Raw genomic sequence first — 14,116 nt, 5'->3', positions numbered from 1 at the left:
TTTTCACAGCTTAGTAATGATTAAGATTAATTCCGGCTTCTTTAGCCATGGCTTCTAAGCCTTTGGTTTCTAGGGTTTTGATGGCTTTGGTGGAGAGCTTCATTTTTACCCAGCGATTACCACCGGCCCACCAAACACGCTTATTTTGTAGATTTGCGTGTTGTAGGCGTTTGGTACGGCGGTGAGAGTGAGAAATGTCAAAGGCATTGTTAGCTTTTTTACCAGTTAATTCGCAGCGACGAGACATAGCAACTATCTCCAAGTTTTTATTTGAATACAACCTTTCTATTGTAGTCCCCAAAAGGGCGTGTGTTTCTATTTGCTGGCTTGTTCTGTCAGCTTAGTCAGCACTTCATTAGAGCGTTCAACAAAGGATTTCATTCCTTGGGGGTCAAATCCTTTTTGAGTCATGAGGGCTAAATCATAGACGTGTTGACAAATCATGGTAACTAATGGCTCTGTAGATGATTGACCATCTCCCTGAATAATACTACCTTGGTTGAGATTTGCTAGGTTTTGAATCAGAGGATGAGCGGTATTCACCAATAAAATATGGTCTTCGGGGAATTCTACATTTTGTTGTTGCATCATGGCGCTCATTTCCCGCATACGACGCAGAATTTCTGGTAAGAGTACCATTGCGGGTGGTGTTCCTTGGGGGTCTTCTGATTTTAAGGCTTCGGTGCGGATGTTAACCTTGGGTTTGTTGAGGGATTTTTCAAAGAGTTCTTTAATGGTCTCGCTCTTGGTTTTGTTGGTTTTGGGGTCAACTATTTCCCCGGTTTTGTCTTGGTCTAGCAGGGTATTATCTAGGTCGGAGTCTACCCGGGTAAATTTCACATCGGAGTATTCCCGTTCTAGGAAGTTAATAAAGTGGGTGTCGATGAATGAGTCCATAAATAGGACTTCTAACCCTTGGTTTTTGTGAAGTTCTATATATGCGGATTGACTGGTTTCATCGGTGCTGTAGAATACGCGGTTTTTATGGCGTTCTTCGTTACGTTCCAGGTATTCTTTCAGGGTTGTGTATGGTAGAGCAGATGAGTTTGAGGTGGTAGTTTCCCACGCATCCCCTTCTGATGTGGGGGTTTCGGCTTTTTCTTCCAGTTTGGCTGTGGTGCGGAAGATGATGATGTCTTCGATTTGTTTTTTAAATTTCTCGTCGTTGAGAACACCGAATTTTACAAAGGTGCCGAGGTCTTTCCAAGCGTTGATGTATTGGTCGCGGTTGTCGCGGTATAATTCTTTGAGGCGATCGCCTACTTTCTTGGCTATATAGTCGCCGATTTTGCGCACTGTGCGATCGCCTTGTAATGCACTGCGGGAGACATTCAAAGGAATATCTGTACTATCAATTACACCCCGCATGGGCATAAGAAACTGGGGTATAATTTCTTCACAGTTATCGCTGACAAAAACTTGATTACAGAACAGCTTAATTTGTCCTTTAGTCACATCCACATCGGGGCGCATTTTAGGGAAATACAAAATCCCGTTAATAATAAAGGGGTAATCAGTATTCAAATGCACCCATAACAGTGGTTCTTCCTGAAAGGGGTACAAGTAGCGATAAAATTCTAAATAATCTTCCTGAGTGAGGTTATGAGCAGACTCCCGCCAAGGTGCCTTTTGCCTATTCAAAACTTCACCTTCCAGTTTAATCGGTACTGGCATGAAGTCGCAATAAGTCTTGACAAGATTCCTAATTCGTGCTGCTTCTAAAAATTCTTCTTCCTCTCCTTGGAGGGTGAGAGTAATAGTAGTACCGCGTGTGCTGCGGGTGGACTCATCTAAAGTAAAAGCTGGGGAACCGTCACAGGTCCAGTGAACAGCTTGGGCTCCTTCTTTATAGGACAGTGTATCAATTTCTACTTTTTGCGCCACCATAAAGGAGGAGTAAAAACCCAAACCGAAGTGACCAATTATCGGTTGGTCTGATTTACCTTCATACTTGTGAATAAATTCTTCAGCACTGGAGAAAGCCACCTGATTGATATATTTCTTCACTTCTTCGGCGGTCATACCAATGCCATTATCGCTGATGGCTAGGGTTTTTTTACCTTTATCAATGGTAATTTGAATTTCTGGTTCACCGATATCGCCGCTAAATTCCCCAGCACGGGATACCATATTCAGCTTTTGGATGGCGTCAACGGCGTTAGATACTAATTCCCGGAAGAAGATTTGATGGTCTGAGTACAGGGACTTTTTGATAATGGGAAAAATATTTTCAGTATGAATACTGATGGTGCCTTGTTCGAGCATGACTGGTAAATTTGATGTTAATATCTGATTTTAGCTGTCAGTAGGATTTAGAGATTCCTACCTATAGAATTTTAAAGGTATAGTCCCGGCTATTGCACCGTAATTTGGGCATTGTTTCCCCCCCATGGTATGATTCGGATTTCCGTATCTTGGCTGAGATAGTTAGGTCTACCCTAGGGGAGAACAGAGCTTTTTACTGGCTTTTTGACTCTAATACTGTGAGGGTGGAGGGTGAAATGGTCACTTTGAGGGGGACTGTTTTACTAAAGCTTAAACCCTGGTCTTGTTTATCGATGTAAATAGTGTCTCCAGGGATGAAGGTATTTTCTAGTAATTTGGTAGCTAGGGGGTTTTCTACTTCTCGCTGAATTGCTCTTTTTAAAGGACGTGCGCCGTAAATTGGGTCATAGCCTACTTCTACTAAATAATCACAGGCGGCTGCGGATATGTCAAAGGAGATTTTCTGCTCTTGTAAGAGGTTTTCTACCCGTTTTAGTTGGATGCGGATGATGTCGCGCATTTCTGCACGGCTCAGGGGGTGGAAGAGGATGATATCATCTACCCGGTTGAGAAATTCTGGGCGGAAGTGCGATCGCAGTGCATCTGTGACCCGTTTTTGCATCATTTCATACTTACTCTCATCCCCAGACACATCTAAAATATATTCGCTACCGATGTTACTAGTCATGACTATGACGGTATTTCGGAAATCTACGACTCTACCCTGAGAGTCAGTAATTCTCCCATCATCTAAAACTTGCAGCAATATATTAAATACATCGGTGTGGGCTTTTTCGACTTCATCTAGTAGCACCACGGAATAGGGGTGACGGCGCACAGCTTCGGAAAGTTGACCCCCTTCCTCATAACCGACATATCCTGGAGGCGCACCTACCAGGCGAGATACGGAGTGTTTTTCCATATACTCGGACATATCCAAACGGACTAAAGCATCATCGGAATCAAAGAGAAACTGCGCTAAAGCCCTCGCTAGTTCAGTTTTACCTACCCCTGTGGGTCCCATAAACAGGAATGAACCAATGGGACGGCCGGGGTCTTTCATTCCCGCACGGGCGCGACGAATGGCTGCGGATACGGCGGTGACTGCTTCCTGCTGTCCAATTACCCGTTGATGTAAATGTTGTTCAAGTTTTAGGAGTTTTTGGCGTTCCGAGGCTAAGAGGCGATTTACCGGTATACCAGTCCACTTAGCGACAATTTCGGCGATGTCGGCTTCGGTGACTTGTTCGCGCAATAATGTAGAGCCTTGGCTTTGAATTTTTAATAGTTGGGCTTCTTTAGCTTCGCGATCGCGTTGCACCCCTTCGAGTTTACCATACTTTAACTGGGCTGCTTTATTCAAATCATAGGCTCTTTCTGCCTGTTCAATTTGCACCCGCAAAGCGTCCTCTTCTTTTTTTAAGCTACTAATAGCCTCTAATAATTGTTTTTCCCCTTGCCATTGTTCATTAAACTGTTGCTGTTTCACCGTCAAACTGGCAATTTCTTGTTCAATGCGCTCAAAGCGCTCCCTAGCTGGGGCGGTTTCCCGTTCTTCCCCCGCCAAAGATAGCTTTTCCATTTCCAACTGCATCAAGCGGCGGTCAATAGCTTCTAATTCCGCTGGTTTAGAGGTAATTTCCATTTTCAACTGAGCCGCGGCTTCATCTACCAAGTCTATGGCCTTATCTGGTAAAAAGCGGTCAGCAATATAACGGGCGGACAAAGTAGCAGCAGCGACTAAAGCTGAGTCAGAAATTTTGACATTGTGGTGAACTTCGTACCGTTCCTTTAACCCCCGGAGAATAGAAATGGTATTTTCTACACTGGGTTGACCGACGACAACCTGCTGAAAACGGCGTTCTAGAGCTGCGTCTTTTTCAATAAATTTCCTGTATTCATCTAAGGTGGTCGCTCCAATACAGCGTAATTCTCCCCGAGCTAACATGGGTTTGAGTAAGTTACCCGCGTCCATAGCTCCTTGTTGATTGGAACCAGTACCGACAACGGTGTGTAGTTCATCGATAAATAGGACAATTTGACCGTTAGACTCGGTGACTTCCTTGAGAACTGTTTTCAGGCGTTCTTCAAATTCCCCCCGCAATTTCGCCCCGGCGATTAAACTACCAATATCTAAGGAAATCAATTGACGATTTTTTAGAGATTCCGGGACATCGCCATTAACCATACGCTGTGCTAGAGCTTCGGCGATCGCAGTTTTCCCCACCCCTGGTTCCCCAATCAGCACGGGGTTATTCTTACTGCGGCGAGATAATACCTGAATTACCCGGCGAATTTCGTCATCTCTCCCAATTACCGGGTCTAATTTTCCTGCTTTTGCTTGTTCTGTTAAATCTCTGCCAAATTTTTGTAGTGCTTCATAGCGAGATTCTGGGTTTTGGTCTGTTACCTTTTGGGTACCGCGAACACTTTTAATGTGAGTTCCTAACTTAGCGCTATCTGTGTCAAAACTTTTGAGAATCCGTTTTCCAATCCGTTCATCATCGGCAAAAGCCAAAATGATGTGTTCTACTGAGATATAACCATCCTCCATTCTTAGCCTGGTTGCTTCTGCCTTATCTAGTAAGATATCTAAAGAGCGCCCCAGATAAAGCTGATCATTTTTCCCAACTTTGGGTTGACGCTTGGTAAAAGCTTCTAACTGCTGTTGTAACCGCAGGGGATCAACCTCAGCGCGGGTGAATATCCGCACAGCTAAACTGGTAGGTTCTTGTAAAAGGGCTATAATTAAATGTTCTACTTCTAATTGTTGTTGTTGATATCCACGCACTATATCCTGAGATTTGACAATCGCTTCCCAGGCTGTATCAGTAAATTTATTGGGATCTGTAGGCTGCATCTTTAAGGATTTGAGATTGGGTAGGTTCAGAAAAGTTTTAATCTATGAGTTTTGGGTGACGGTCGGGCGCAGGTTTCTGACGCTCTCGCCGTCTCCTCTGTAATTAGCCTAGGATGAAAATCTTGTTTAGTCATCCTCAATTATTTTCATGATTTTGCCAGTCACCGCACCCCATACAGTTAGGAGAAAACTCTTGTCATGGGGTGAAGATTGAGGGGAATTTCCTGAGCAATTGTAGCCGATGAGTGTCAGACCCAAAGCCGCCCATCCCTGACAGACTATCTTATCTAGGTGCTGACCCTTCCCATCTGAATTAGTTCAATTTTATATCCATCTGGGTCTTCTACAAAAGCAATGACTGTAGAACCGTGTTTCATCGGTCCTGGTTCCCGGGTTACCTTACCACCCTGTTCTTTAATTGCCTCACAAGTGGTATAAATATCATCTACACCCAAGGCGATGTGACCATAGGCGTTACCTAAGTCGTACTTTTCTACTCCCCAATTATAAGTTAATTCTATCACGGTGTTTTGGCTTTCATCGCCGTAGCCGATAAACGCCAAGGTAAATTCCCCACCGGGGTAGTCTTTTTGGCGTAACAATTTCATCCCCAGGAGTTCGCAGTAAAATTTCAAAGATTCTTCTAGGTTACCTACTCTGAGCATTGTGTGTAGTAATCGCATATTCACCTTACTGTTAATTCTGACTTGTATTTTATTCTTCTATTATGAAGCCAGACTGCCTTAGGCGATCTGCTTGCAGCAGCGCTTCGCTATCGCCTAGGGTAAGTTGTAGCCATTATCGCTGTAAATTCGATACTAGATGACAATGGGATCTGCTCAGTGCAGCAGCGATCGCGCAATCAACCCCGACACTGCTTCTCACATAATTAGAGATAATCTAGGATAACTTAACTAGAAGTCGGGGATCTGTGGGGAGAGTAAGATCCCCGACTTCTCACATCATTAGAGATAATCTAGGATAACTTAACTAGAAGTCGGGGATCTGTGGGGGGCGTAAGATCCCTGACTTCAGGTATGGGGATAAGCTGATCGGTGCCGCAGCGCTGGCGCGATCGCCTAGGGTACGTTGTAGCCATTATCCCTGTAAATTTCATACTAGATGACAAACCGATTTTTACTATATTCTACAGCTTCTTTGGTTGAAAGTTTAACGCTGGAGTTATTACTGCGAAGGTAAAATACCTCTTCTTCTCTACCGCTATTATCTTTAACTTTTACATATACAGGTTTGGGTGAAGGTTTAACAATTACTCGACATACATCCTGTCCACTTACTTGATGAAAGGTAATTTGGAAGAGTGTACCACTATCTTTACCTATTTCTCTTAACAGTAAATCATTATTTAAAAACAGCATATAGCCGTCGTTATTTTGTTTTCTCAATGTTTGATAATCATTTGTTAAGCCCAAGGGTTCGCCGTCGTCATTTACTCCAATTAATAATGTACCTCCATCTGCATTTAAAAATGCCGCAACAGTTTTAACGATTTCATGTTCCATTGCTTTATCTTGTTTATTATCGCGTAAATTCCAACGGGCTGTTGATTTGAACTCGATTTTTGCCCCTTCTCCCTGTTGAATTAATTCGATAATTTCTGCATCTCCAGTCAGGGGTGCAAAGGTGCGATAAGCTGCTAATGCTGCTTGTTTGACTGGTTCGGGAACAATGGGGAATGTGGTGAGAATATAACTAAATTCTGCTTCTGTTAAACCGTAAAGATGGGCTATGATTCCATCTAGTTCTGCACGCATTTGGGCGCGTTCTGTTTCGTTGGTTACGCCATTTTTATGAGATTCTAGTCCTACTTCTTGGGCGAGTTCGTCAAATTCTGGTGTGGTACAAATAAGTTTGGCTGTACGTTCTACTATGTCGTTAAAGTATTTGTCTCCTTCTGTTAAGCGTGGTACTGGTAGTTGGTAAACAAAAAACATATTCAGGTTAGTAGTTACTTTTTGGCGTAAACAATAATCAATCACAAAACTATTAAATATTGTTATTCCAAATAACATTTCTTGGTTATTTATAGCAACTTGATAATCTTCTGAATATATTTGTGACACCAATAATGAGTTACCACAAAATACAGATTGAGGTACAATACTTGAAATTAATGAACGCTCATTTGTACTAGATGCTACTGAACGAAAACCAAGTCTATATGTTTGATAATCTAAATCTTGACCCTCATCAATCCCATTCTTGCCTAATAACGCTTTCCTCCCTTTCTGTTCATCTACCCAATACCTGGGTTGAGCATAAAGGTGAGTAAACTGATGAATCATTTTCCCTTCGTAAAGTGGTAATTTCCCCTTCCCTGGTTGCTGCTGAAATAACTTGCTATCATTTGTCATATCAAATTCACGAGTTAACCGCAAATTCCACTTACCGTTTATCTTTTCACCAAGTAAGGGAAACTTGAGCATTTTTTCAGCAATATTAATATCTACCTCTTTCTTAAACTCCATCACAGAAAGAGAATCAGGTGATAATCTACGAATTAAAGGCACTGAAATTTGAATATGTTCATCATGATTTTGTAAAAATAGCTCAATTTCATTAACTCGCACAGCTTCTCGTGGGTCGATACGAAATGCAGACCTAAATGAATTTGTCACTCCTCCTTTTTCAAAAGTTAATAAGCAGAATTTAAAGCGATGGTCTACACCTTCAAAAATAAATCTTTCATTAGACAGTCCAAATACTGCATCAATCTTAGTTTGGGTAAATAACATTTCCCTGAGTTGCTTAGTACCCAAATCTGTGTAAATACCAGAGGGAATAATAATCCCACACTCCCCACCTTTGCGTAATAGGTTAAAACATTGTTCTACAAATAATTTATATAAGTTAATATCTGTACCAGACTTTTTACCATTGACAACAGAAATCTGATTTTTATACTGTTCTGCTGAACGATAGTAAGCACTGACATGGGGAAATTCACTCTGATATTGTAACCAAGCTTCAGCAATTTTAGGAGTTTGTAAAAGTTTCTTTTGTTCTTTCTCAAACTCTTTAATATTCATTTTGGTTTTTCTCACTAATTCATTATGCTGAAGGAAAAACTCTCTAGCATTAGGCTTAAATATTTCCCAAGGTGGGTTTGTGATAATTGCATCGAAACCTTTTTTATTCTTTTGTAAAATTTCATCAAACTCGTAACCCCAATGAAAAGGTTGAAAAGCTTCAATATCAGCCAGTGTTAAATCCCGTTTTTGTGATTTACCATTTAATTGTACTTCCTCGTATTTAATTCTTAATTTTTTAAACTCTTGCAACAAAATATCATTCAAATTATTTTGTGCTTCTGCTTTTTTAGCATCAATATCTTGACGTAATGCTTGTAAATCTTCACTATAACTACTAGCATGACGATAAGCAGAAATCAGGCGATTTTTTTCTTCTAATAACTGACTGTAAGTCTTACTGAATAAATCCAACTGTCCCCGACGAGAAGAATCATAATCTGCTTCATTTATCTGCATCAAACCAATTAAAGAATTACCTGCCATAATATTAAAATCAATATTAGGTAATGGTTCTAATTCATCCACAGTATGAGCAGAAGCAACCAATTCTAAAAATAACCGCAGTTTGGCAATTTCTACCGCTTCCGGCATGATGTCAACGCCGTAAAGATTATTAGTGATAATTTGCTTTTTAATATAATATTGTAGAGAAATATGTGCGGCTCTGTCTTTATCTAGACGCTGTTTAAGACTCGGATCTTTAATTCTAATTTCAATCATGGCAATTACACTAGAATAAATGTAAATCAGTGTTTGCAGTGCCGCAATCAAAAATGCACCAGAACCACAAGCCGGATCTAATAAAGAAAGATTTGGTAAAATATCATAAAGTAACCGTTGACATAAATTACTATCTAGTTTGGTAATTAAATCATTAATACTGTCAAACTTGCGGGGTGCTGCTAATTGGTTTACCTGGTCGAGAATGAGTTTATTGATGGTTCTGTCGCATAAATAAGAGGTAATTTCCGGACGGGTATAGTAAGCACCGAAAGCTTTTTGGTTAATATACTTTTCAAAAATATAACCTAATACATAGGGATTAATTTCATTATCATTACCTCCTAGTGTATCATCCAAATTCCAAGAGAATTTAGCAAATAAATTCAATACATTTTCAAAAGCCGAATCCGGGATAGAAATATTATTGTATTCTTGCTCAATTTTATGCTTTAAAAATAATCCACCATTCAAATATTTAACATCACCAATTAATGCTTTAGCGGGTTCAAGACGTTGTTCTTCAGGTTTCGCAAACCCTTCAAAGAACAAAGCGTTTAAAAATTCTTGAAAAAATAAATTTTCACCTCTTGCTTGACTTTTTTGTAATTGATTTTGCAAATAGAGAGTATTATCAACATCATCTGCAAACCCCTTAATAAATCCCTTGCGTTGGAGAAAATAGACAAGCATTAAGCGGTTCAGTAAAACCGAGGTATACCAACGCCTATCTGCTTCATTATCAATCCCCTTAATTAAACTTAAAAAAGTAGTATGTTGTTGTTGAAATTCATTGAAAAATTTCTTGGTTACTCGTTCAACATCGAAACCTCTTTGTAACCGTTCTGCAATATCAATAACTGTAATATTTTCTAATTCCTCAATGGGAACTCGCAAAGCACTAATTTTACCTAAGAGTAAATCACCGGCTTGACTTTTAGTATAAACATGGTTGCGGGGATAAATTTTATTTCCTTCTCTCTTCACCCAATACCATAATGATTGAGTGCGCTCACTATCAATAAAAATTAACAAATTTTCTAAATGTAATTCAGCGATTTCTCTATAAATTGCCTCAAGGGTCTGACTATTAGGTATTTGACCAGAATCAGAGGTAATTTCAAATACAACTGCCCCCGCTAATTCTGCTATTTTACTACGGGTGTAATTTTCGCCATCAACTTCCATCACCACAGGTTTTTCTCGTCCTGGAGACTCCCACCCTAGTTGTTGGATGAATAAGTCCTGAAAATTAAAATTTTGCAGCAGTTCGCGGCTTGAGGTGAAGTCAATGGACATATTATTTAAGATAAAGAAACTGCATGAACCAGCCATAGTCCCCAAATACTTTGATGGTGACTAGCATCATTAGTTTTTAATTATACGCAATAGGTGTAATATATGTCACGTTAAAAAAAGTGAAGATTAATTTACATCTGTTACGCTTGAAACAATCCCAATGAACAAATAATTTGGGGTTCTCGCTTCTCTACTTCTTCACTGACAATACACAAGCGTTCGTCCATTCGCAGTGCTACCACTAAGTCCGCCAACTGCTGATTACTGATACCGCTTCGTAGTTGCCGATTGAGAGTATCAATTGCTGACTGTCGCAAGGGATAACGGTAAATATCATCAATAGCTTTCAGCAGTTCATCTGTGACAAAAAGTGTACCTTTCATCTCCTGTGCATAACTTTTGAGTCGTTCATAGGTACGGAATCTTGCACCAGAAGGTCTTCCCAACTGACCACCAGCATTTTTTTCTTCTTGGGCAATTAATTCCGCACCCTTTTTCACTAATTCATGGTGCTGCTGATTTTTAGGTATAGCTGGTGTAGATTCTGCACAGGCCGCCGCCCTCAGCACTCCCAATTGGGATTGAGTAACGCTGTTACCTTCCCTGTCAACATAAATTAAGGAATCATTACCATCGGTGGTTTTCATGTACAGTAGTACGCCTTCTGGTTGCACAGGTTGGGGAGTATGAGCGCGGGTGGAATAAACCACACTTGGCATTTCTTCAATTATCTTTTTCAAAGCTGGGTTATTATCAGTGGCTTTTTTCCAAATTTGAAATGCTTCTGAGGTTAAATCTACTTCTGCATCTTCTTCCCCATCTAAAATTCCCGATTTTTCATTATATAAATCAAGAATTACTTGAGTATCGTCATCTTCAAAAAATGCTTCATCTGTTCCTACAACTTCGGCATTTTCTTGTAATCTTTGGCGAAGTCTCCCCCGTAAATTAATAATCCGTTCTACTCCCTCTGCTGGTAAAAAGGAATAACAGAGAATTTTTTCGGCATTTTGTCCAATTCTGTCTACCCGTCCAGCCCTTTGAATTAAACGGATAATTGCCCAAGGTAAATCCCAATTGACAATAATTGCACAATCTTGTAAGTTATGACCTTCGCTGAGAATATCAGTGGCAATTAAAACGCGCAGTTCTTGTTTTGATGATATCTGTTCTCGTTTACCATTACTCACAGGACTAAATCTGCTGGTAATTTCTGTTGGATGTTTAGATTGTCCTGTTACTCCAGCCACATTAGTAATATTCCAAGTTGGCAAATTCTCAGTTAGATAATGAACTGTATCTGCAAATTGTGTGAAGATTAGAACTTTTTCATGAGGGTGAGTTTTGGTTAAAAGGTTAACTAGGGCTGCAAGTTTTGTATCTGTCTGAAGTTGCCATTGTCCAAGTTCCTGTAATATTTTTATTAAAGATTTGGCATCTGCTAATAAATCTCGTTTCAATCTTTTAACGTCAAATAATGTAGAACGTAGCCACTTAAATCGCTTTTTATATTTGGATGTATATTCTTGGTAAATTGATTCTGCTTTTTGAGAAAAACTCTTTTCTGTGACAGTTGTATTTTCCTGTTCTTCTTGTGGAATATCGTTACTAGAATCATCTTCTTCTGTTTCGGTATCAAATAAAGTTGCTGCAACTGAATCTGTATCTTCATCGTTATTCCTAGTATCTAATAGTTCAGCATCCTGAGTACCAATAGGAATATCTAACCCCTGTTCTATTGCATATAAATAAATAAAGTTACGTAAAATATGGCGTTCAATTGATTGAACAAAAGCAATACCGCTACTTTCTAAGCGTTTAAATAAGTTGGTACGGGAAAAACCCATCAACCTTCTCCCACCGCGAAATAAACTATTTAGTTGGCGTTGTTCTGATTCTGTCGGTGGTTGTTTATGTTTGGAATTAATGTAATTACCCAGTCCATAGCGGGGTAGATTAAGTTGATTAATTACTTCGACTATTGATGCCGAATAAAGTTGAGAGTATGGGTCAGAATTGGCATTTTCTAAGGTGAATTTAATGGTACGAGGTATGCGGTCTGGGAAAAAAGAACGACTGCCATCTGCAAATTTTAAATATTTACGTCCAGCTTCGTCAACATGGGCATAATTTTCTTTAATAAATGAACGAGTCCGACGTACCATGTAGCGTTTCATCAATTCTCGCCAATCATCAGGATGTTCGCTTTTTTCAAATGCTGCTAAGGAACGTACAGAACATTGATGCTTTTTAATAAACTCTAATTCTCCTCTAGTTCCGCCTCCTAGTTCATTAATTAAAGCTTCTGGTCTAAATCCCAAATTTTCGTCTTCTGGGACAAATAGCCGCAATTGGGAAGAAAGGTCTAAATAAGTTTTATTGTAGGGAGTAGCAGATAAGAGAATACATTTACTTTCATTAGCAGCGATATATTCGGCAATTGCTCGATAACGTTTTCCTTCCCGGTTACGTAAATTATGACTTTCATCAATTAATACAACGCGGTATCGGCGTAGTTCTGGTAATTGATTCTGGACTTTACTAATTGGCATTACCTTAGCATACAGCCGATATTTATCTACATATTCTTGCCACATTTCTACTAAGTTTTTAGGACAAATAATCAGGGTCTCTAAATAACAATCTTCTTGTAATATTTTCCCTAGGGCAGTTCCTACTAAGGTTTTCCCTAAACCAACTACATCCCCAACCAGTACACCCCCACGTCTGGTAACATGACGTGCTGCTAATTGTACTGCTGCTTTTTGGAATTCAAACAAGTTATTAAATTCACGGGGAATGCGAAATTCGGAAATTCCGGCGATAGCTTCATGGGATAGATGATAAGCAATCTTGAGGTAGATATGATAAGGAGGAATTAATTCTGATCTTGCCCAACTTTCATCAATAATTTGCCCTAATTCTTGGGAGATATCTATACAACCGTAATCTTTCCAACGGTCGTCAAACCATTTTTGGAGTTTATTACAAGCATCATGATCTAAAATGTCAACGTTTAATTCTCCTTGCTTTGCCAAACCAGGAAGTGTGAGGTTACTGCTACCTAAAAATCCTACTGTGGGTGTGTTCGGGTCTTGGCGATGGACAAGATATAGTTTGGCGTGGAGAGGGTGGCGCAAAAACAGTTTAATAATTAATTTTTTTGTTTTCAGTTGGTGACTTAATCGCCTTAACCCTGTTTCATCTTCATTGGTAGGCGCACCAATAGTTAACTGTTGGCGAAATTCAGAGGCCATGCGTTTTTTGAAGCGAACAATAGCACTATTATCAATTTTTCCTTCACCAGTACCAAGGGTAAATGCAGCATGGAATTCATCACTGGGTAAAGCTTGCATTCCTATTAGTAACCGACAACAAGCGCGTTCTCCACCAATATATTGTTCAATTAAATCATCTATTTTTCGCCAACCTCTCAGATTAAAATAGCCCACACAAAAATCTGCTCTATAGGAGACTTTAAGTGTATCTCTTAATATGGGCAATAATTGTAATTCTATGTTGTCAAATATGCGCGGCATAATTTATTTTTATCAATTATTAAATTGACCTAATTTTTGCTACTAAAATCTTTTTTACCTTTTGTTTGACTTAGATTAACTCAGATAAATATTATTATTTATTTTAACAAAAAAACGATTTTATGTAGTTATTTTTATATAAGTTTTTAATATAAAAATAAGTTATTAATAGGACTGACGCAACTGGCACAGGCGATCTGCAAGCAGATCGCTAAATGAAAGTACATTAGTATTGGGTTTTATAGCAACGGACATATTGGTTAGGACATCATCATTATGGTTTTAAGGGAACAGGGAACAGGGAACAGGGAACAGGGAATAGTGAGTAGGGAATAGTGAGTAGGGAATAGGGAATAGGGGATAGGGGATAGGGAATAGTG

The 14,116-nt window shown here is 39.5% G+C and carries 6 protein-coding genes; all 6 read right to left on the bottom strand.

Features of this window, described 5'->3' with window-relative positions:
• Nucleotides 1-10 precede the first annotated feature (10 nt).
• The 6 genes from rpmB to PN457_RS01830 all read right to left on the bottom strand — a co-directional run bounded on the left by rpmB (nucleotide 11) and on the right by PN457_RS01830 (nucleotide 13,736).
• Nucleotides 11-247, bottom strand: coding sequence for a 50S ribosomal protein L28 (gene rpmB / locus PN457_RS01855; RefSeq protein ID WP_271730934.1), 237 nt, complete (start codon nucleotides 245-247; stop codon nucleotides 11-13).
• Nucleotides 248-315: 68 nt separating this feature from the next.
• Complete coding sequence (gene htpG, locus PN457_RS01850) at nucleotides 316-2,265, bottom strand: molecular chaperone HtpG (RefSeq protein ID WP_271730932.1); 1,950 nt, start codon at nucleotides 2,263-2,265, stop codon at nucleotides 316-318.
• Nucleotides 2,266-2,458: 193 nt separating this feature from the next.
• Nucleotides 2,459-5,125 (bottom strand): ATP-dependent chaperone ClpB, encoded by a 2,667-nt coding sequence (gene clpB, locus PN457_RS01845; protein WP_271730930.1) that lies wholly within the window; start codon nucleotides 5,123-5,125, stop codon nucleotides 2,459-2,461.
• 287 nt (nucleotides 5,126-5,412) lie between these two features.
• The gene (gloA, locus tag PN457_RS01840) at nucleotides 5,413-5,808 is read right to left on the bottom strand and encodes a lactoylglutathione lyase (protein WP_271730929.1); all 396 of its coding nucleotides are present in this window, start codon (nucleotides 5,806-5,808) and stop codon (nucleotides 5,413-5,415) included.
• A 435-nt stretch (nucleotides 5,809-6,243) separates the two neighbouring features.
• On the bottom strand, nucleotides 6,244-10,197 hold the full coding sequence (locus PN457_RS01835; protein ID WP_271730927.1) for an Eco57I restriction-modification methylase domain-containing protein: 3,954 nt from the start codon (nucleotides 10,195-10,197) through the stop codon (nucleotides 6,244-6,246).
• A gap of 140 nt (nucleotides 10,198-10,337) precedes the next feature.
• The gene (locus tag PN457_RS01830; protein WP_271730926.1) at nucleotides 10,338-13,736 is read right to left on the bottom strand and encodes a helicase-related protein; all 3,399 of its coding nucleotides are present in this window, start codon (nucleotides 13,734-13,736) and stop codon (nucleotides 10,338-10,340) included.
• Nucleotides 13,737-14,116 lie beyond the last annotated feature (380 nt).

The sequence above is a fragment of the Anabaenopsis arnoldii genome, from assembly GCF_028331025.1.
Classification (GTDB): domain Bacteria; phylum Cyanobacteriota; class Cyanobacteriia; order Cyanobacteriales; family Nostocaceae; genus Anabaenopsis; species Anabaenopsis arnoldii.
This window is presented reverse-complemented; position numbering and strand designations above follow the sequence as displayed.

Excerpts from the sequence above, each read along its gene's own strand:
- PN457_RS01835 (WP_271730927.1), bottom strand. The coding sequence starts at position 10,197 with ATGTCCATTGACTTCACCTCAAGCCGCGAACTGCTGCAAAATTTTAAT.
- clpB (WP_271730930.1), bottom strand. The coding sequence starts at position 5,125 with ATGCAGCCTACAGATCCCAATAAATTTACTGATACAGCCTGGGAAGCG.
- htpG (WP_271730932.1), bottom strand. The coding sequence starts at position 2,265 with ATGCTCGAACAAGGCACCATCAGTATTCATACTGAAAATATTTTTCCC.
- gloA (WP_271730929.1), bottom strand. The coding sequence starts at position 5,808 with ATGCGATTACTACACACAATGCTCAGAGTAGGTAACCTAGAAGAATCT.
- PN457_RS01830 (WP_271730926.1), bottom strand. The coding sequence starts at position 13,736 with ATGCCGCGCATATTTGACAACATAGAATTACAATTATTGCCCATATTA.
- rpmB (WP_271730934.1), bottom strand. The coding sequence starts at position 247 with ATGTCTCGTCGCTGCGAATTAACTGGTAAAAAAGCTAACAATGCCTTT.